The organism is Nonomuraea sp. N2-4H, from assembly GCF_045291505.1.
Lineage (GTDB): Bacteria > Actinomycetota > Actinomycetes > Streptosporangiales > Streptosporangiaceae > Nonomuraea > Nonomuraea fastidiosa.
On record NZ_CP147987.1, the window covers coordinates 7,330,417 to 7,349,469 of the forward strand.

Here is a 19,053-nt window from a genome sequence, read left to right on the forward strand (position 1 = left end):
GGGTCGTCGGTCACGGCGGGTCAGACCCGTTCCAGCCAGATCTCCCGCCAGAACGGTACGAACTCGCGCGGGCAGTTGAGGCTGTGCACGCCCGCGCAGACGACCCCCTCCAGCACGATGCACGGGTTCTTCATGGTCAGCATCTCGCCCGTCTTCTCGTCGATGCAGCGCTCGACCCTGGCCTGCACCCGCGCCGTCTTCCCGCAGTAGCGGGCCATCTCCTGCTCGAAGCCCATGCCGCGGTTGAGCAGGTCCTCGTTCAGCGTGGCGAGGATCTCCTCCTTGGACTTGACCCGCACCAGCTCCCCGGGTCGCAGGCCGAGGGTCTGCGTGGGCGTCCGCCCCTTCAGGCGGCCTTTGAGGAAGCCCCACGGCAGCCCCTCCTTGATCAGCAGCCATCGCGGCAGCACCCGCCTGGACAGGCGCTGGAGGCGGTTGAACAGCCCGATGGCGATGGCCTGCACGGTCCTGCCCAGGCCCACGTTGCCGGAGCGCACGTCGGTGACGTACTGGCGGGCGTTCGTGAACGGCAGGCAGGCCGGCGCGGCGCGCAGCAGCTCGGTCGCCTGGCAGGAGTAGCGCACGGTGCCGTCATCGGCGGGCGGCTTGCGGGTGTTCGCCTCCAGCAGCGGCAGCAGCCTGGCGTCCTGCGGCGCGGTCGTGGGCTCGTCCGTCACCGGCTTGAGCCATGCCTCCTTCCAGTAGAGGGAGCAGGCGGTCTGGCAGCCGCCGTGCGCCGAGCCGTCGCAGCGGGCGCCGGTCAGGTGCACGGCGCTGTCCATCTTGCGGAGCCCCGTACGGGTCTGGGTGTCGCACAGCTTGTGCGCCACCTTGTGCACGGTGAGGCGTTTGCCGCAGTAGGCCAGCATCTCGGGCATGAACGGCAGCCCGTCGAGCTCGCCCCGTTCGTCCAGCGTGGCCAGGATCTCGGCCTCGCTTCGCACTTCCACGAGGTCTCCGACCTTGTAGCGCATCACGCGGTCTCCTTGAGCAGTCCGGCCGCCAGCAGGGCGTCCGCCGCCGCACGCAGCGCGGCGAACGGCAGGTCCGAGCGCTCGGCGATGTCCAGCAGGCTCTTGCTCCCGTCGGACAGGTTGAGCACCCATAACATCGCGAGCTGCGCCTGTTTCGTGTCGCTGCGCCCGCCGAGCGAGTCGTAGAGCCCGCGCCGGCCGAGCTGCGGCTCGCCGTACGGGCTGAGGTTGAGGTAGGTACGGTCGCCCTCCAGCACCCCGGTGATGGCCTGGAGCGCGTCCAGGGTGTCCTCCAGGGCGGCCGGGGTGACGAAGTCCAGGTCGTCCCCCGAGGTGTGGTACTCGGGGTATTGGGCGTACGGGGTCCTGGTGAGGCTGCCGAACGGCAGGTCGAAGCCGGGCGAGCAGAACTGCCGCTCGTCGTAGCCGTACGGGGTGAACGGCAGCACCCGATGCGGCCGGCTCTTGAGCACGAGCGTCGCCGCCCGGTCGATCGCCGCGTCACCCCTCCTGCTCCGCTTGTAGGTGAGCCGCCCGGAGTCGCCCGCGCAGGCCAGCGTGAGCCCGTGCTTGATGCGCCCCACGCGCTCCCGGTTGCGGGCCAGCCACGTGATGGCGCCGATCGTGCCGGGTGCGAACAGGAACCGGTAGGTGTGGCGCGGCCGCTCCAGGCTCCTGGCCAGCGCCACGGCCACCGCGATTCCGGCGAGGTTGTCGTTGGCCAGTGACGGATGGCAGACGTGGCAGGAGATCATCACCTCGTCGCCGGTCTGCCCCGGCACGACGTGCTCGGCGTAGGTCAGGGACCCGTCGGCCAGCGTCGAGTCGATCACCACCTCGTACGGCCCGTCGCCCATGGCGTCGAGCGTGCGCTGACTGAGGCAGAAGCCCCACGTCCGCGCGTAGTACGAGGTCCGGTAGGGCACCAGGTCCGGCTGCTCGGGCAGCGTGTGCAGATGGGGGCGGAGCTCGTCCAGCGTCATGGTGGCCGAGACCGGCTCGCTGTAGCCCACGACGTGCAGGTTCGAGCGCCGGAAGTCCACCACGCGCCGCCCTGAGGCGTCCTTGATGTAGGCGTCGCGGATGTTCCACTCCTGCGGGATCGTCCAGTCGAGCACCTGGGTCCCGGTCGGCACCTCGTGCACGGTCAGCGGCAGGTGCTCGCCGATGACGCCGAGGGTCGCGCGGAGGCCGTCGCCGGTGATGCTCCTGCACAGCGGGTAGAGCCGCGCCACCAGCGCGTGCATCTCCGCGCCCGTCATCTGGCCGCTCATGACGGGCGCAGCTCCGCGTTCACGGTGCCCTCCGCCTGCCGGTCGGCCAGCCGGGCGAGCCGGGTGAAGCGCCGCTCGAACGCCTCCCTGGTCAGCCCGTGACGGCGGTAGGCGTCGATCAGCTCGATCGCGCCGTCCTTCACCGTCCGCCGCGCCTCGGCGGCCGGCAGCGCCGCGCGCAACCGGGAGAAGTCCACCCGGTACGAGCGCGGATCCGCGCCCGTCTCCCCCGTGATCGTCACCGAAGCGCCGGGCACCGCCTCGGCGACGGTGGCGGCGATCTCGGCCACGGTGACGTTGTTCTGCTCGCCGCCCACGTTGAACGCCCGCGCGTGCACGACCTCCCTGGGCGCGGTGAGCGCCGCGGCGAACGCCTCCGCGATGTCCAGCACGTGCACCAGCGGCCGCCACGGCGTGCCGTCGGAGAGCACCTTGATCTCGCCCGCCAGGTGGGCGTGCCCGACCAGGTTGTTGAGCACGATGTCCGCGCGCAGCCGGGGCGAGAAGCCGAAGGCGGTGGCGTTGCGCAGGAAGACCGGGGTGAAGTCGGCGTCGGCCAGCTTCACCAGCTCGTCCTCCACGCGCACCTTCGACTCGGCGTACGGGGTCAGCGGCCGCAGCGGCGCGTCCTCGGTCACCAGCTCGTCGCCGCCTGAGGCGCCGTAGACCGAGCAGGTGGAGGCGTACAGGAAGCGCCGCACCCCGGCGTCGCGCGCCAGCCGGGCCAGCCGCACCGACGCGTGGTGGTTGATGTCGTACGTCAGCTCCGGCGCGAGCGAGCCCAGCGGGTCGTTGGAGAGCGCGGCCAGGTGGATCACCGCGTCGAAGCCGCGCAGCGCCTCGGCCGGCACGTCGCGCAGATCGGCCGCCAGGCCCGGCGGGTCGGTCGGCGGCGGGCCGAGCACGCAGTCGGCGAACAGGCCCGAGTCGAGGCCGGTGACCTCGTGCCCGGCCGCGCTCAGCACGGGAGCCATGACGGTGCCCAGATAGCCCTGGTGCCCGGTCAGCAGTACACGCATGTCGGCCTAGCCTCCGAGGTCGAGGACGAGTTTGGAGCCGTGGAACGCCTCGGCGTAGCGCGCGCCGCACTCGATGCCGCGGATGCGGGCCAGGCCGAGGAACGCCTCCCGGTCGTACCAAAGGCGGTGCCGCTGCGAGGGGTAGTGGCGCTGGAGCAGGGAGACCTTCTCCTCGGCCACTTCGGGCCGCAGCGGCTGGTAGACGTTGGGACGTCCGAGGTCGCCGTCCCACTTGACGATCTCGTAGCCGAGCGTCAGATGGTCGCGGAACGCGGTGGGCACCAGCTCGGCCAGCCCGCGATGATCCTGGTGGGCGTCGTCGCGGCGGGGCGCGAGTATCAGGTCGGGCTCGGTGGCGGCGCGCAGCTCCTCCACCGCCTCCTTGGCCTCGTGCCAGTGCGCGGGCAGCCGCCCGTCGGGCAGCTTGAGCACGTTCAGCCGCAGATCCGCGCCGGGGCAGAAGGCCGCGAGCGCCGCGTGCTCCTCCTCCTCGCGCTCGGTGCCGCCACCGGAGAGCACCAGCGCGTCGACGCGCAGCCCCGGACGGGCGGCGCAGAGCGTGAGCAGCGTGCCGCCGGCGCCGATGGCGAGATCGTCGCAGTGCGCGCCCACCGCGACCAGCGAGCCCAGCCTGACCGGTACGAGTCCGATCATCGCTCCCACAGCGCCCACGGACGCTCACCCCGCGAGTAGGCGTCGTCCAGCTCGATGCGCTGGTTGACGGTGTCGGTCGGCCGCCAGTAGCCGCGATGCCGGTACGCGGTCAGCCGCCCGCGTTTGGCCAGTTCCACGCAGGCGTCGCCGACCAGGTCGCCGTTCTCGGGGATGTGGTCGAAGACCTCCTGGCGCAGCACGAAGTAGCCGCCGTTGACCCAGAGCGGCATCTCGCTGACCGGGCTGATGGCCCGCACGGCCCCGTCGTCGGCGACGTCCACGCAGTGGAAGGTGCCGGGCGGCGGCACCACCATCATCGACGCGCCCGCGTCCGCCTGCTTGAACTGGTCGATGATCTCCGGCAGCGGCGCGTCGGTGAGCACGTCGGCGTAGTTGGCCAGGAACATCTCCTCGCCCTCCAGATACGGCCGCACCCGGCGCAGCCGCTCCCCGATCGGCGAGCGCAGCCCGGTCTGCACGAAGGCGATGGACCAGTCGGAGGTGTCCTGCGAGAGCATCCTGACTTCGCCCTTGTGCAGGATGAAGTCGTTGGAGTCGGTCTCCTGGTAGTTGAGGAAGAAGTCCTTGATGTGCTGGGCGCCGTAGCCGAGGCAGAGCACGAAGTCGGTGTGCCCGAAGTGCGCGTAGTAGCGCATCACGTGCCAGATGAGCGGGCGGGGGCCGACGAGCTGCATCGGCTTGGGCACGTCTCCCGGCTGCCCGCTGCGCATGCGGGTGCCGTAACCGCCGCAGAAGAGCACGACCTTCATGGTGCGACCTCCAAGGACGGGATGGGGAAGACCAGCCGGCCGCCCCACTCGCGCACGTACGCGAGCTGCTCGGTCAGCTCGGCGCGCAGGTTCCAGGGCAGGACCAGCACGTAGTCGGGCCGGTCGGCGGCGATCCGCTCGGGCGGCAGGACGGGGATGCGGGTGCCCGGCGTGAACCTGCCGTGCTTGTACGGGTTGCGGTCCACCGTGTACGGCAGCAGGTCGGGCCGGATCCCGCAGTGGTTGAGCAGCGTGTTGCCCTTGCCCGGCGCGCCGTAGCCGACCACGGTCTTGCCCTCGTCGGCCGCGTCGATGAGGAAGCGCAGCAGGTCGCGGCGGACCCTGGCCACCCGCTCGCCGAACCTCGCGTAGCCGCCGAGCTCCCGCAGCCCCGCGCTCTTCTCCATGTCGAGCACGTCGGCCACCCTGCGGCTGTGCCCGCTCACCGCCTCGGCGGGCCTGGCCCACAGGCGGATGGAGCCGCCGTGCGTCGGCAGCAGCTCGACATCGGCCAGGGCGAGCCCGCCCGACTCCAGCGCCCGCATGGCCGATGCGACCGTGTAGTACTGGAAGTGCTCGTGGTAGATCGTGTCGTACTGGTTCAGCTCCATGAGCGTGAGCAGGTGCTGCACCTCGATGGAGACCCAGCCGTCGTCGGCGACGAGCGCGCGCAGCCCCTTGGTGAAGCCGACGATGTCGGGGATGTGCGCGTAGACGTTGTTGGCGACGACGAGCCCGGCGGGCCCGTGCTCGGCCCTGATCGCCGCGCCGGTCTGCGGGTCCAGGAACGCCGTGAGCGTCGGCACGCCCTTCTCCCTGGCGGCGCGGCCCACGTTCTCCGACGGCTCGACGCCCAGGCAGCGCACGCCCCTGGCCACGACGTGCTGGAGCAGGTAGCCGTCGTTGCTCGCGACCTCCACGACGAAATCGGGGGCCAGCCGGTCGAGCGCGTCGTCGGTGAAGCGCCGCGCGTGCTCGACCCAGGAGGTCGAGTACGACGAGAAGTAGGCGTACTCGGTGAAGGTGTCCTCAGGCCGGATCAGCGGCGGGATCTGCGCCAGCCAGCAGCTCGTGCAGACGCGCAGGTGCAGCGGATAGGTGGGCTCGGGCTCGTCGAGCTGCTCGCGGGTGAGGAACAGCTCGCACGGCGGCGTGGCGCCGAGGTCGACCACGCTCGCGAGCTCGGTCGAGCCGCATAACCGGCAGCCTTTCACGGGCATCGACCCCGATCACGCATCATGAAATCTCCCCACTTCGGCCGTTGTGTGTGTCTGGCGCGGTCCAAAGCCGCGGCCGTCCGCCGTCCCCGTTCGCCCACCGGCAGACATTTCGCGGCGCTTGTCGTATTCGTTACAGAGCCTGGTCGGAACGTTCCCGTCATGTCATGATCCGCTTCATGGATCCCCTCGGCCTCGACGGCGCATGGCTGCACACTCCGAAGATCCACGGCGACCACCGCGGCGCGTTCCTGGAGTGGTTCAAACAGGACGCGCTCGACCGGCCCATGGACGTGGCGCAGGCCAACTGCTCGATCTCGGTCAGAGGCACGCTGCGCGGCGTGCACTTCAGCGACGTGCCGCCCGGCCAGGCCAAGTACGTGACCTGCGTGTCCGGCAGCGTGCTGGACGTCATCGTGGACGTCCGCACCGGCTCGCCCACCTTCGGCGAGCACGTCGCCGTCGAGCTGGACGACCGGCGGCGGCGTGCCGTCTATATCGCCGAGGGCCTGGGACACGCGTTCTTCGCGCTCAGCGAGTCGGCCACGGTCGTCTACCTGTGCTCCACTCCGTACGCGCCGCTGCGCGAGCACGGCGTGCACCCCCTCGACCCGGCCCTCGGCATCGGCTGGCCGTCCGGCGTCGAGCCCGTGCTGTCGGAGAAGGACGCGGCGGCGCCCACACTGGCGCAGGCTGCGGACCAAGGGCTACTGCCCTCCTACGCCGACTGCCTGGCTCACTACGCCTCCCCAGGCGGCCACCAGGTGGGGCCACGCGGCGGATAGGGCCGCGCGCCAGTCGCGCATCGGCACCGGCGGCCGCCAGGCGTCGCTTCCCAGCACGCTGTAGGCGGGGCGGCGGGCGGGCCGGGGGAAGTCGGCCGTGCTCACCGGCTCCACCATGCCGGGATCGGCGCCGACCAGCTCGAAGATCCGCCTGGCGTAGTCGTACCAGCTCGTCGTGCCCGCGTTCGTCACGTGGTAGATCCCCGGAGGCAACCGGCTGCCGCCGAGCAGGATCAGCCGCTCGGCCAGGTCCACGGTCCAGGTGGGCTGGCCGACCTGATCGTCCACCACCCGCACCGGCGTGCACTCGGCCGCCTTGATCGCCATCGTCCTGGCGAAGCTGCGCCCGTGCGCGCCGTACAGCCACTCGGTGCGCACCACGTAGTGGCCGTGGCCGAGCGCCGCCTGCTCGCCTGCCAGCTTGGCCCTGCCGTAGGCGTTGAGCGGGCGCGTCGGGGCGTCCTCCGCGTACGGCGTGCGCGCCGCGCCGTCGAAGACGTAGTCGGTCGACAGCTGTAACAGCCGCGCGCCCACCCGGGTGCAGGCCAGGGCCAGCCCGGTCACCGCCGTGCCGTTGACCGCCATGGCCCGCGCCTCGTCCCGCTCGGCGGCGTCCACGTCCGTCCACGCCGCGCAGTTGACCACCACGTCGGGACGGACCGCGCGCAGCGCGGCGGCGACCGCGCCCGCGTCGCACACGTCCAGCTCCGCCCTGGTGAACGCGTGCACCGACGCTCCCGGCACGGCCCGCAGCAGGCGCGTCAGGTCCCGGCCGAGCATGCCGCCCGCGCCGGTCACCAGCCACCTCATACCCCCGCCCACCAGCCGGGGTTGTCCTGATACCACCGCACGGTCTCCTTCAGCCCTTGCTCGAACGAGATCCTGGGCCGCCAGCCGAGCGCGCGCAGCTTGCGGTCGTCGAGTGAGTAGCGGCGGTCGTGGCCCTTGCGGTCGGCGACGTACTCGACCATGTCCCAGCCACGGCCGCAGGCTTCGAGCAGCCGGGCGGTCAGCTCCTTGTTGGTCAGCTCGGCGGTGCCCGCGATGTGGTAGACCTCGCCGGGCTCGCCCGCCTCGGCGACCAGGCGGATGCCGGCGCAGTGGTCCTCGACGTGGATCCAGTCGCGTACGTTGCCGCCGTCGCCGTAGAGCGGCACCTTCCTGCCGCGCAGCAGGTTGGTGATGAACAGCGGGATGATCTTCTCCGGGTACTGGCGGGGCCCGTAGTTGTTGCCGCAGCGGGTGATGGAGACGTTCAGGCCGTGAGTGATCGCGTACGCCTGGGCGATCATGTCGCCGCCGGCCTTCGACGCCGCGTACGGCGAACGCGGCCGCACCGGCGCGGACTCGTCCCACGAGCCGATGTCGATCGAGCCGTACACCTCGTCCGTGGAGACCTGCACGACCTTGGGCACGCCCGCGTCCAGGCACGCCTGCAGCAGCGTCTGGGTGCCGAGCACGTTGGTGCGCACGAACTCCGCCGCGCCCTCGATCGAGCGGTCGACGTGGGACTCGGCGGCGAAGTTCACCACCAGGTCGTGGCCGGGGACGATCCGGCTCAGCAGCTCGGCGTCGCACACGTCGCCGTGCACGAAGCGGTGCGGCACCCCCTCCAGGTTGGCCCGGTTGCCCGCGTAGGTGAGCTTGTCGAGCACCGTCACGTCCGCGTCGCGCAGCCCGCGGACGAACTGGGACCCGATGAAGCCGGCCCCGCCCGTAACCAGAATGCGTTTCATGTACCGATCTGCACCTTGCTGTGATCGCCCAGCACGAGACGGTGGGCCTTGGGGGTACTGACTGAGGCGGTCACCTCGACGTGGTGGCCGATCAGGGAGGATTCGATCCTGCCCACCCCCGCGATGGAGGTGCCCCGCAGCACGATCGAGTAATCCAGCTCGCTGCCGGTGACCGTGCAGTCCGCGCCGACCGAGGTGAACGGGCCGATGTAGCTGTCGCGGATGCGGGTGCCCGCGCCGATGATCACCGGGCCGACCACGCGGGATCGCTCGACCACCGCGCCCTGCTCCACCACCACCCGGCCGACGATCTCGCTGACCGCGTCCACCGCGCCGTCCACGCGCCGGTCGAGCGACTCCAGCACCAGCCGGTTGACCTCCAGCATGTCGGTGACGTTGCCGGTGTCCTTCCAGTAGCCGGTGATGATCGACGCCTCGACGTCCAGGCCCGCCTCGATCAGCCACTGGATCGCGTCGGTGATCTCCAGCTCGCCCCGCCACGACGGCTTGAGCTCCGCGACCGCCTCGTGCACGGCCGGGCTGAACAGGTAGACGCCGACCAGGGCCAGGTCGCTCTTGGGCACCGCCGGCTTCTCCTCCAGGCCGATCACCTGGCCCCGCGCGTCCAGCTCGGCCACGCCGAACTGCCGGGGATCGCCGACCTTGGTCAGCATGATCTGCGCGGCCGGCCGCCGGGCCGCGAAGCGGGCCACCTGGTCCTTGATGCCGCCGACGATGAAGTTGTCGCCCAGGTACATGACGAAGTCCTCCTCGCCGAGGAAGTCGCGGGCGATCAGCACGCCGTGCGCGAGCCCGAGCGGGGCCTCCTGGCGCAGGTAGGTGACCTCGAGGCCGAACGCCGAGCCGTCGCCCACCGCGGCCTCGATCTCCGCGTGCGTGTCGCCCACCACCAGCCCGACCTCGCGGATGCCGGTCTCCGCAATCGCCTCCAGGCCGTAGAACAGCACCGGCTTGTTGGCGACCGGCACGAGCTGCTTGGCCGAGGTGTGGGTGATGGGCCGCAGGCGCGTGCCCGACCCTCCGGCGAGCACGAGTGCTTTCACGCTAGTACGCCCCTTCTCCACGGGTGACGACACCCCAGGTCTTCCACAAGATCTGCAGGTCGAGGATGAGCGACCAGTTCTCCACGTACCGCAGGTCGAGCCGTACGGACTCGTCCCAGGTCAGGTCGGAGCGGCCGCTGACCTGCCACAGGCCGGTCATGCCCGGCTTGACCACCAGGCGGCGGCGCACGTCGGTGCCGTAGGCGGCGACCTCTTCGAGCAGCGGCGGGCGCGGGCCGACCAGCGACATCTCGCCGCGGATGACGTTGAGGAGCTGCGGCAGCTCGTCGATGGAGTAGCGGCGCAGGTAGGCGCCTACCTTGGTGATGCGTGGATCGTTCCTTATCTTGAACAGCACGCCGTCGAACTCGTTGGCGTCGAGGAGTTCGGCCTTGCGCTGCTCGGCGTCGGCCACCATCGTACGGAACTTGTAGACCCTGAACTCCTTGCCGTCCTTGCCCACCCTGGTCTGGCGGAACAACGCGGGACCCGGGCTGGTGAGCCTGATCAGCACACCCACCGCCACCAGCGGCAGCGCCAGCACCACCAGGGCCGTGCCGGCCACCACCCGGTCGAAGACCGACTTCACGAACTGCCTGGCCCCGTTGAACTCCGGATGCTCCACGTGCAGCAGCGGCATGCCGGCCACCGGCGTGATGCTGATGCGCGGGCCCGCCACGTCGAGCAGCGCGGGCGCGACGAACAGGTCCGTCCTGTCGGCCTCCAGGCTCCACGCCAGCCTGCGCAGCGCCGCGCCGTCCAGCTCGGGACAGGCCAGCACGGCCACCGCGTCGGCCCGCGTACGGGCCACGACGTCCGCCACGTCGGCGAACGAGCCCAGCACCGGGATACCGTCGAGATCGACGTCCCGGTCATCGGACGGCAGGCAGGCGCCCACCACCTGCATGCCGTGATACGGCTGCCTGCGGAACTGCATGACCAGGTCGAGTATCGAGTCGCGGTGCCCGACCGCGATGACCTGGCGCATGTACTCGCCGACTTCCCTGCGCCGGTGCAGGTGCTTGCGCATCTTGTAGCGGTAGAACAGCGTCGCGAGCAGGCCCAGCGGCAGCATCGCCATGACGAAGCTGCGCGCGATGCTGGTCTGCGTCACGTACGCGCCGATGGCGACCGCGGCCATCAGGCCGACGCCGCCGTTGAAGACGGCTTTGAACTCCTCGGTACCCTCGCCGTTGGCCCGCCGGCGATACGCTCCGCCCAGGGCGAGCGCGGCCGGCCATGACAGGACGAGGCCGAGGCCGAAGGCGAACTCCACGACGGGGATGTACGCGCCGTTGAGCCAGCGGATTCCCAGCACGACACCACATGCGCACAGCGCGCATAAGGTGTCGCCGAGTAACAGGGTCCGTAAGTAGGCTCTTGTCCAAATACTGGATTTCCGGCCCGGCACGGCCCCAAGGAGCACGCCGACGGACCCCCTAGTCCCCACCCTCATCAGTACCACCCTGACAACTCCGGCACCGCAGTAACATGACGTCTTGCGACACATGGGTTGAGAAAGGCCCATGCCTTATCAAGGGCGGCGGCCCCCACTAAAGACTAAAGATCAGATACAAGCTGGGAAATACCGGTAAATGTCCACATTAGGACGCGAGTTATCGGTGGGCCGGGGTTGACGGAACGATCCAAAAGATGCAAAGCATGAACGCCACGCCATACACGGCGGATACCTGTCCGGTGACGCGTCGTCGTATGCGGGGGGCGGGGCGGACGGTGGGCCGGGCCGGTGGTGTCGGGGAGTTGGCGGGCCGGACGAGCCGTGGTCCGAGACCGGGCAGCGCGTACGGCGGGCCTGGCTGGTCGAGGTCGGGCAGCGCGTTACGGCAGGCTGGGCTCAGTCGTATTCGAGGTCGGGCAGGGCGGACGGGGGGTCGGGGCTGCGCCAGACGACCACGACGCCGTCGTGGGGCGAGTCGGCCGCCACCTGGAGCCGGTCGACGTCGAAGTCCGGCAGATAGCGCAGGCGGGCGAGAAACGTGGCGTCGGTCGCGTCGCGCGGCACCACGCAGCCCTCGCCGTCGCGGTCGAGCAGGACGTAACGCACCTCTTCCCGGACCTGCGACGACACGGACCTCGACCACGTCCTCCCACGCGAGCGCCTCGACGCTCCCGTCCGCGTAGTGACGGGCGACGCCCTCTTCCGTGACGTACACGTAGGAGTCCGGCATCGAATTGCCGTGCATGGCCGCGATTCTTGCGACTTATGGCCGCTTCCCGCAAGGGTCCGTACTCAATGGTGCTGGTGAGAAACCTGCTCGTCGGCGCCCCAGGAATGGCTGAGGTGTTCGGCGACCACCTTGCGGGCGGCCGCCTCCGGACCCGCCGCGATCGCGTCGAGCAGCGCGCGGTGCTCGCTGACCAGCACGTCCCTGTCCTCGTACACCCGGCGCAGACGCACCAGCCCCAGCCTGGTCTCGGCGGCCAGGGCAGAGTAGAGGCGTACGAGCCGCGGGCTGCCGACGGCCTCGATGAGCGCCTGGTGCAGCGCCATGTGCTCGGCCACGACGGCCGCCCAGGGCGCGTCCGCGGGCAGCTCGGCCATGCGGCCGAGCGCCTCCTGGGCCGCCGTCACCCGGCGCCCCGACAGCGCCTGGGCCATCAGGTCTTCGAGCGGCCTGCGGACGTACATGAGGTCGTTCAGGTCCGAGATCGTCACCTCGGGGACATACGCGCTGCGGTTGCGCTCGCGTTTCAGCAGCCCCTCGTGGACCAGCACCGCCAGCGCCTCGCGCACGGTCGGCCTGGCCACCCCGTACGCCGCGGCGATCTCCTGCTCCGGCAGCGGCGTGCCCGGAGAGATCTCACCGGAGAGCACCCTTGCACGCAGGGCGTCGGCCAGCGCGTCGACGGTCGAGACTGGTCTGAGAGGCTGGTTCACGGCAGCGACTCTAGTGCCCTTTCGCGTTGCCTCTCCGGCAGAGCCACCACCACCAGCGCGATCGCCAGCGCCACGAGCCCGGCGATGGACACCGGACCGAGGCGTTCGTCCAGCACCACGACGCCCAGCAGCGCCGCCACCGCCGGCTCCGACAGTGCGAGCGTGGCGGCCGTGGCCACCGGCGTGGTGCGCAGGCCCCTGCCGTACAGGACGTAAGACAGCGCGGTCGTGCCGAGGCCCAGGTAGGCGACGGCGAGCAGGCCCTTCGGATCGGCCAGCCACGTCACGCCGTTCAGCAGCAGGACCGGAAGCATGATGACCGCGGCGCCGCCGAACAGCACGCCCATCACCGCGTCCGACTCGGCTCCCCTGCCGATGGCGCGGGACGCGCTGACCGCGTAGAACGCGTACAGCAGGCCGCCGAGCAGCGCGAACGCCACCCCCACCGCCGCCTGGCCGCCTTGCGCGCCGCCGTCGTCACCGCCGACGAGCAGGGCCGCGCAGCCACAGATCGCCGCGGTCGTCGCCAGTGCCCAGCGCGCGTTCGGCCGCTGCCGGTGCAGCAGCCACGACAGCAGCCCGGTGAAGACGGGACCGCTGCCGATCGCCACCACCGTACCGATCGCCACCCCGGTGCGGCTGACGGCGGCGAAGAAGCAGAGCTGGTACGCGGCCACGGCCACGGCGGCGAGCAGCAGCGACGGGCTCACCGCCCGCTTGAGCCGCGCCCCGGCCAGCAAGGCAAGGGCCGTGCCGCCGATGACCAGGCGGGCCGCGGCCAATGCGACGGAGTCGGCGGAGACGAGCAGGCCCGCCGTACCGGCCGTGCCCCAGAGCACGGCGGCGGCCACGACCGCGAGGGGTCCGTACTTCATACGGGCCAGTGTACTGTCTAATTGTCAGACAATCGCATCCAATAATCGGTCGATGAGCCGTCCGGCCGCCTGTGCCACCTCGCCCGCGTAGTCGTCGAGCACCGTCAGCGCGTCCTCGATCTCAGCGAAGGTCTCGGGCGGCAGCGTCATGAGGTCGTCCGCCTCGGCCGTCACACCGCCCTCCACCCGGAAGCCGCCGTCCGTGGCGGCGATGGACACATGGAAGGCGACCTCGCGCCCGTCGGGCAGAAGGAACAGCGTGCCGACACGCGCGCCGGCCGGGGCATGAGGTAGGAGAACGGGGCGCTGCGTACGAAGGGATGCCGTGATTCCGCGAGAATCCCGGCGGCCCGGCTGAGGGCCACCAGCAGGTTGGCCGCGGCCAGACTCTCGCCGTCCACAGCCAAAGCCTAAATCAGGCAGCACGCCCCGACCACCCGTCCTCCCACCCACCCCCGGTCAGCACACCACACCCCACGGCCTGCTGGGGAACCGACCACGCCCGGTCAGCACACCACACCCCACGGCCTGCGGCGAACCGACCACGCGCCGGCCCCTGTTCCGGCCGCGCCCTGCGCCCTGAAACCGGCTCGCCCACACTTCGTGGGGCCGGTCTGCCGCACGCCCCAAGGCCCGGCCCGCAGCCCCGCCCGCCCCGACACCGACCCGCCGTCCCGCAGACCCCCGGCACCAGCCCGCCGCACGCTTCGTGGACCGACCCGCCGCACGCCGGACCCGGGCCGCAGCCCCGCGCGCTCCCAGGCCGGGCATGCGCCCCCCGGCTCACACCGACGGGCGCCGCACAGGCCCTGGGCCTTGGCCGCCACACCTGCGACCAGCGGAGCCGAGCGCCGCAGTGGACCGGGGCGAGCGGCGCGCACAGACCGGCCGGTGCCGTACCGCAGCAGGGCCGGTCGGCGTCGCACGCAGTCGCCTAGCCGAGGGTTTCCCAGTCGGCGAAGGGGCCGTCCGGGTCCAGGGCGGTCTGCTCGCGGACGTGGAGCTTGCCGTCCACCCCGACAGCGAACAGCAGCACCGCACCGTTCTCGTCCAGGGTCGCCGCCGGGTAGTCGGTGATGAAGCCGCCGAGGTCGGTCCAGGTGCCGTAGGCGCCGTTCGGGCTCTGCTGCACCGCGACGCTCACCCCGGCGTCGGCGTTGCGGTGGAACATCAGCACGCGAGCGTCCGGGCCCGGCGGGGTCGTGATCAGTTCAGGCTCGCCTACGCCCGCGTGGCCGCCGATCACGACCGGAGCCGGCTTCCACGGGCCGCCGGGTGCGGACTGCCGGGTGACGACCAGCTCGGCGGTGCCCGCCTTGCGGTACGCCACCGCGATCCGCCCGTCCTGCGAGAGCGCCGCCGTCGGCGGGCTGGCCGGAACCTCGGACGGCAGCGTGTCGTCGAGCACGAACCCGCCGCCCGACTGGTGCCAGCGCAGGATGCGGGTCGCCGTACTGGCGAACAGCTCGATCCCGCCCTGCGGATCGGCGGCGACCGCCAGCCCGTCCTGGACGCCGCTCCCGGGCAGGTCCGTCCAGGAGCCCCACGTGGTCGAGCCGGCCGCCGTCTGGGCACGCGTGCTCACACCGCCCGCGCCGTTCCTGACGAAGATCCGCAGCCGCCCGTCACCGTCACGGGCGACCACGGGGGTGCCCATGTGGATGGGGTCACCGGTGCCCGGGTTGCCGTGGTTCGCCCAGGTCGCGGCCCAGCCGCCGCCCGGCGCGGTCTGGTGCAGGGAGACCACGGTGTCGTCGGACATCCGCCGGGCGAAGATCTGCATCCGGCCGCCGGCGTCGAGCTCCACGCTGATCCCCTGCGCGAGCGGCCCACCGGCGTCGGCGAGCGCGGCCTGCCCGTCCACTGCCCGAGCGCGTCCCGCGCGTACGCGTACGCCCGCCCGCTGCGCACCACGAACACGTGCGGCAGCCCGCTGCCGTCCCGCCCCGCCCAGGCCGTCCCACGGGCCCAGCGGTAGTACAGCCGCGACTCCCGGCCGTCCGGGTCGAACGGGTCGTAGGTGTTGTAGTGCTGGAGGATCGACAGCTTCTGCGCGATGGCGGGCGGCGCCAGGTTCACCGGGGCGTCGGTGATGTTGTAGTCGCGGTAGTGGAGCTGGATGAGCGGCACGCCGTACGCGGCCGCCGACTCCCTGGCGAACATGGTCGCGCCCACGTGGTCGGCGTGGCCGCGATGCTCGGGCATCGGGTCGAGCGCGCGCACCACGGTGGGCCGGTAGTGCCGCATCATCCCGGACAGCACGTTGATCACGTCCTGGGTGTCGTACGTGAACGACCGCGTGATCTGGCTGCCCTGCGGAATGATCGTGTGGTCCACGAAGTCGTCACCCCAGACGAACCAGCCGAGCTGGCCGTCGCGCAGGTTCATGAAGACGAGCTGGACCTGCGGGGCGTCCTTGAGCGTGAACCGCTCGACCTGGCGGCCAGAGAGGGTCCAGACGTCGCCCTCCCACTCCTCCTGGTCCTGCGGGTCGGCGTCCGGTACGCCGGCCATCCTCGCGTACGCGTCCTGAATGCCGCGCTGCCGGTTACGGGCCCGTTCGGCGTCGGTGTCGCCCAGCCCGGTGATCTGGCCGGCGGTGATGAACACGGTCACGCTCGGCATCCCGGCCTGGATGGAGTCGTGGACGTCGGGGTTCATGAACAGCAGGTCGTCGTCCTGGTGTGCCACGACCTGCATGAATCGTGCCTCCGGCGTGGTGGTCGCGGCATGTCCCGTCCCCGCCGCCGGTACGAACACCGCCAGTGCTCCGAGGACGGTCAGCAGCCGCCTGGATAACGCCGTGGCTTCTCGTACGCGCATCTTTCTCTCCCCCACCGCTGTCGAATCAGGTCTCGGTTACAGACCCGAAGCCGATGCTGATCAGTCCGTAATCGGCTGCCAAGAGAAAAGGGGATAACAACTGCGTAACTCGGCCTCGATGCGCGCCCCCGAAACGCCTTCGGAGACGCCGGGCAACAGGCCGTCACTATGTTTTCGGCTTCCCTTTTTACGCCTCCATCGCATCATTCGGCGGAAACGACAAGGGAAAATGCCAGCACTTAGCTTTTCACAGTAGCCGTACGTGATCAGTGAATCGCTCTGGCGAGAGTGAATACGGTCGTGGCGGCGAGGACGGCGCGTTCCACTGGCGCGGGCGAGCGGTTGACGTTTTCCGACCGCACAGAGAAAGCGATTAGCGCCTGATATGCCGGCGTTCGCGAGCGGGCCGCGATCGCGCTCATCGACTTCCGCGCGGCCGACGCCGGCCCGCGCGGCCGACGTGACGCTCACGACGGCCTCGGCCGATCCGCGTCGCCGCTCGATCAGGCGGCCGGGGCGCGCGCCTGCGCCCCGAGGGCCGGCGACGTGATCAGGGATATGCGTCGGTGGCGAGGCGGGCGTGGCGTTCGACGTCGTACCGCACACCCTCGTAACAGAGCCGCCCCCGCTCGATGCCCTCGGCCAGGAACCCGGCCTTGACAGCGACCCGGCACGAGGCCGGATTGTTCGTACGGTGCCCCAGCTCCAGCCGGAACAGCCCGCGTTCCTCGAACGCCCACTTCGCGAGCAGCCTGGTGCCGGCCACCGCGATGCCGCGCCCTCTGGCCTCGGGCACGACCCAGTAGGACACCCAGCCGTTGCGGTGATCGTCGATCCTGGTCACCGCCACGTTGCCGACGACCCGTTCTCCGCCGTCACCCTCCTCGATGATGGCGAAGGCGTGGCCGACACCCTCCCATGAGGCGATCCAGCCGCCGGCGTCCTTGAGCGTGACCACCGGCCACGGAGCCTGCGTCCGCATGTCGGGAGCTTGGAAGGCACGCAGCACGACGGGCGCGTCGTCCTCGCGCCACTCGCGCAGCCGGACGTTCAAGAGGGGCACAATGTCGGACATTACCCGTATTGCACCCGTTGCCCGATCGGGTGGGTCGCCTCGAAGTCCTCCACGAGCTGCTTGGGCGCGGTCAGGCACCATGCCTCGACCACCAGCTCGAACAGCTCGTCGGCGTCGATCTTGTCGAGATGCACCACCACCCAGCCGAACCGCCCGGCGGTGAACTGCACCTCGAAGACCTCGGGCCGCTCGTTGACCAGCGCGATCTGCTCCTCGATGGTGGCCTTGAGCCCGACGGTCTCGGTGGCCTCCCACAAGTAGCCGAAGCCCTTGTCGCGCACCTTGATGCCGACCCACTCGCCCCCATGGCTCAAGCGCACCTCGGGCAGCTCGTCCAGCATCGCCAGGAACTCGTCCACGGTCACTCCCATGTCCGCCTGTGTACCAGACGGGTCCGACAGTTCCAGCCGCCTTGAGCGGTCGCTCAAAACGTGCCGCCCCGAGGTCTTGAGCGGTCGCTCAAATCGTCCTACGCTCATTTGAGCACTCGCTCAAACCCTTGCCTTGAGGACGTGCGCCATGCGCATCTACGTCGAGACCCTGATCAGCGCCGACATCGACCAGGTGTGGCGGACCACCCAGGACCTCCCCCTGCACCAGCGCTGGGACCTGCGCTTCGGCCACATCACCGCGCTGCCGTCCGGCCACATGCGCTACTCGACGCTGGGCATCAGCGGCACGGCCGTCGCCACGGGAGACCGCGACGCCCCCGACGGCACCCGTACGTCAGCGCTGCGCTTCGGCTCCACCCACCCGCTGTCCCCGATCCGCTCCGGCTCCGGCTACTGGCGCTACCTGCCCACGCCCGCCGGCATCCGCTTCCTCACCTTGTACGACTACCGCCCCCGCCTGCTGCCCCGCCGCCTGATGTGGTGGGCCACCGCCTGGTCGTTCGACCGGCTGCGCCTGTGGCTGGAGACCGGCCTCACCCCCGAGCGAGCGCTGCGGCGGGCGCTCGCCGAGGTCGCCGTACGCGTGGCCGCCGTCGTCGCGGCCGGCCTGGCCCTGCCCCTGTGGGCGGCGCTGACCGTGGCGGTCCTGGCGCTGCTGTGGCCGCCGCTCCCCGGCACCCCGGCCGCCCGCCGCTGCCTGCGCCACCGCCCCATCACAGAGCATCGCCCGATCACAGAGCACCGCCCCGTCACAGAGCAACGCCGCACCTCAGCGCACCGCCCCGTCGCACAGCACCGATCCCGTCTGGAGGCACCATGCCCTCGATCTTCCAGCGCGCACTCGGCACTCGCTTCGACCGCCTCCACCCCCAGCTCCAGCGCCGCTTCGGCGTCGGACTCGACTCCGGAGAAGCGTGCATCGGCACCGGCGTGATGAACCGGGTCTGGAACGCGGGCCTCATCGTCCGCCCGTTCCTCGCCCTCGGCAGCCGCCGCAAGATCCTCGCCACCGACACCGGCCGCGACGTGCCGTTCCGCATCGAGAACTACCCGTACGCCGACTCCTACGGCCGCGAGACCGTCACCTTCGTCCGCACGTTTCCCCGCAGCCGCTTCGACGCGACCATGATCTACGACGAGGAGCGCGGCGAGATCGTCGACTACCTGGGCACCCACCAGCACCTCGCCGTCCCGCTGGCGCTCTCGGTGGACGACCGCGGGGGCCTGATCATCCGCTCCGGCCCCCAGCGCCTGCTCGGACCGCTCGTGCTGCCCGTCCCCGCCGCCGCCACCGGCACCGCCGTGGTCACCGAGCACTACGACGACCAGGCCGAGCGGTTCAGGGTCGCGGTGACCGTGACGAACCCGCTGCTCGGCCGGATCTTCGGCTACTGGGGCAGCTTCACGGTCTCGTACGTGAACGTCGCGGAGCACGGCGTTCCCGCTACGGTGAGGCCCAGACGGGAGGAGGCCCGTCGCTGACCTGCACTCGGAGT

Annotated in this window: 22 protein-coding genes; 3 read left to right on the forward strand and 19 right to left on the reverse strand. The window is 70.9% G+C overall.

All coding sequences use genetic code 11. The features are described 5' to 3' along the window. Positions 1-20: 20 nt before the first annotated feature. Genes WBK31_RS33770 through WBK31_RS33795 form a run of 6 tightly spaced genes read right to left on the reverse strand, consistent with a single transcriptional unit; the run spans position 21 to position 5,911 of the window. The gene (locus WBK31_RS33770) at positions 21-974 is read right to left on the reverse strand and encodes a hypothetical protein (protein ID WP_364063251.1); all 954 of its coding nucleotides are present in this window, start codon (positions 972-974) and stop codon (positions 21-23) included. After that, the gene (locus WBK31_RS33775; RefSeq protein WP_364062462.1) at positions 974-2,248 is read right to left on the reverse strand and encodes a DUF4910 domain-containing protein; all 1,275 of its coding nucleotides are present in this window, start codon (positions 2,246-2,248) and stop codon (positions 974-976) included. The genes WBK31_RS33770 and WBK31_RS33775 overlap by 1 nt, the downstream gene beginning before the upstream one ends. Then, a complete protein-coding gene (locus WBK31_RS33780; protein WP_364062460.1) occupies positions 2,245-3,267 on the reverse strand; it encodes an SDR family oxidoreductase in 1,023 nt (340 codons plus the stop codon). The genes WBK31_RS33775 and WBK31_RS33780 overlap by 4 nt, the downstream gene beginning before the upstream one ends. Before the next feature lie 6 nt (positions 3,268-3,273). After that, positions 3,274-3,921: a PIG-L family deacetylase gene (locus WBK31_RS33785; protein ID WP_364062458.1), complete on the reverse strand. Its 648-nt coding sequence runs from the start codon at positions 3,919-3,921 to the stop codon at positions 3,274-3,276. Further along, entirely contained in the window at positions 3,918-4,691 is a 774-nt protein-coding gene (locus WBK31_RS33790) for a sugar phosphate nucleotidyltransferase (protein WP_406673736.1), read from the reverse strand. The genes WBK31_RS33785 and WBK31_RS33790 overlap by 4 nt, the downstream gene beginning before the upstream one ends. Beyond that, entirely contained in the window at positions 4,688-5,911 is a 1,224-nt protein-coding gene (locus WBK31_RS33795) for a class I SAM-dependent methyltransferase (protein ID WP_364062452.1), read from the reverse strand. The genes WBK31_RS33790 and WBK31_RS33795 overlap by 4 nt, the downstream gene beginning before the upstream one ends. Positions 5,912-6,087: 176 nt before the next feature. On the opposite strand from WBK31_RS33795, the gene WBK31_RS33800 reads away from it, so the two are divergent. Continuing rightward, positions 6,088-6,693 (forward strand): dTDP-4-dehydrorhamnose 3,5-epimerase family protein, encoded by a 606-nt coding sequence (locus WBK31_RS33800; protein WP_364062449.1) that lies wholly within the window; start codon positions 6,088-6,090, stop codon positions 6,691-6,693. Here WBK31_RS33800 and rfbD read toward each other — a convergent pair. The 13 genes from rfbD to WBK31_RS33865 all read right to left on the reverse strand — a co-directional run bounded on the left by rfbD (position 6,616) and on the right by WBK31_RS33865 (position 17,536). After that, positions 6,616-7,503 (reverse strand): dTDP-4-dehydrorhamnose reductase, encoded by an 888-nt coding sequence (gene rfbD / locus WBK31_RS33805; protein WP_364062446.1) that lies wholly within the window; start codon positions 7,501-7,503, stop codon positions 6,616-6,618. The two genes, WBK31_RS33800 and rfbD, sit on opposite strands and share 78 nt — an antisense overlap. After that, entirely contained in the window at positions 7,500-8,429 is a 930-nt protein-coding gene (gene rfbB / locus WBK31_RS33810) for a dTDP-glucose 4,6-dehydratase (RefSeq protein WP_364062443.1), read from the reverse strand. The genes rfbD and rfbB overlap by 4 nt, the downstream gene beginning before the upstream one ends. After that, positions 8,426-9,493, reverse strand: coding sequence for a glucose-1-phosphate thymidylyltransferase (locus WBK31_RS33815; RefSeq protein ID WP_364062440.1), 1,068 nt, complete (start codon positions 9,491-9,493; stop codon positions 8,426-8,428). The genes rfbB and WBK31_RS33815 overlap by 4 nt, the downstream gene beginning before the upstream one ends. Before the next feature lies 1 nt (position 9,494). After that, positions 9,495-10,949, reverse strand: a complete 1,455-nt coding sequence (locus WBK31_RS33820; protein WP_364062437.1) for a sugar transferase — start codon at positions 10,947-10,949, stop codon at positions 9,495-9,497. Between the two features lie 399 nt (positions 10,950-11,348). Continuing rightward, positions 11,349-11,582, reverse strand: coding sequence for a hypothetical protein (locus tag WBK31_RS33825; RefSeq protein WP_406673737.1), 234 nt, complete (start codon positions 11,580-11,582; stop codon positions 11,349-11,351). Positions 11,583-11,744: 162 nt separating this feature from the next. Then, positions 11,745-12,392, reverse strand: a complete 648-nt coding sequence (locus WBK31_RS33830) for a GntR family transcriptional regulator (protein WP_406673738.1) — start codon at positions 12,390-12,392, stop codon at positions 11,745-11,747. Next, positions 12,389-13,267, reverse strand: a complete 879-nt coding sequence (locus tag WBK31_RS33835) for an EamA family transporter (protein WP_364062428.1) — start codon at positions 13,265-13,267, stop codon at positions 12,389-12,391. The genes WBK31_RS33830 and WBK31_RS33835 overlap by 4 nt, the downstream gene beginning before the upstream one ends. Positions 13,268-13,291: 24 nt before the next feature. Next, the gene (locus WBK31_RS33840; protein WP_406673739.1) at positions 13,292-13,486 is read right to left on the reverse strand and encodes a hypothetical protein; all 195 of its coding nucleotides are present in this window, start codon (positions 13,484-13,486) and stop codon (positions 13,292-13,294) included. Positions 13,487-14,201: 715 nt separating this feature from the next. Continuing rightward, positions 14,202-14,924, reverse strand: coding sequence for a hypothetical protein (locus WBK31_RS33845; RefSeq protein ID WP_406673740.1), 723 nt, complete (start codon positions 14,922-14,924; stop codon positions 14,202-14,204). Then, on the reverse strand, positions 14,849-16,090 hold the full coding sequence (locus WBK31_RS33850) for a PIG-L family deacetylase (RefSeq protein ID WP_406673741.1): 1,242 nt from the start codon (positions 16,088-16,090) through the stop codon (positions 14,849-14,851). Before WBK31_RS33850 ends, WBK31_RS33845 begins: the two co-directional genes overlap by 76 nt. Before the next feature lie 60 nt (positions 16,091-16,150). Further along, complete coding sequence (locus WBK31_RS33855; protein WP_406673742.1) at positions 16,151-16,561, reverse strand: hypothetical protein; 411 nt, start codon at positions 16,559-16,561, stop codon at positions 16,151-16,153. Positions 16,562-16,640: 79 nt separating this feature from the next. Next, positions 16,641-17,165 carry a GNAT family N-acetyltransferase gene (locus WBK31_RS33860; protein ID WP_378785979.1) on the reverse strand — a complete coding sequence of 175 codons (525 nt, stop codon included), beginning with the start codon at positions 17,163-17,165 and terminating at the stop codon, positions 16,641-16,643. Next, on the reverse strand, positions 17,165-17,536 hold the full coding sequence (locus WBK31_RS33865; RefSeq protein ID WP_364062416.1) for an MmcQ/YjbR family DNA-binding protein: 372 nt from the start codon (positions 17,534-17,536) through the stop codon (positions 17,165-17,167). Before WBK31_RS33865 ends, WBK31_RS33860 begins: the two co-directional genes overlap by 1 nt. A 148-nt stretch (positions 17,537-17,684) precedes the next feature. On the opposite strand from WBK31_RS33865, the gene WBK31_RS33870 reads away from it, so the two are divergent. Together WBK31_RS33870 and WBK31_RS33875 are read left to right on the forward strand one after the other, a co-directional pair. Next, positions 17,685-18,491: a hypothetical protein gene (locus tag WBK31_RS33870; protein WP_406673743.1), complete on the forward strand. Its 807-nt coding sequence runs from the start codon at positions 17,685-17,687 to the stop codon at positions 18,489-18,491. Beyond that, a complete protein-coding gene (locus WBK31_RS33875) occupies positions 18,374-19,039 on the forward strand; it encodes a DUF4166 domain-containing protein (protein ID WP_406673744.1) in 666 nt (221 codons plus the stop codon). Before WBK31_RS33870 ends, WBK31_RS33875 begins: the two co-directional genes overlap by 118 nt. Positions 19,040-19,053 lie beyond the last annotated feature (14 nt).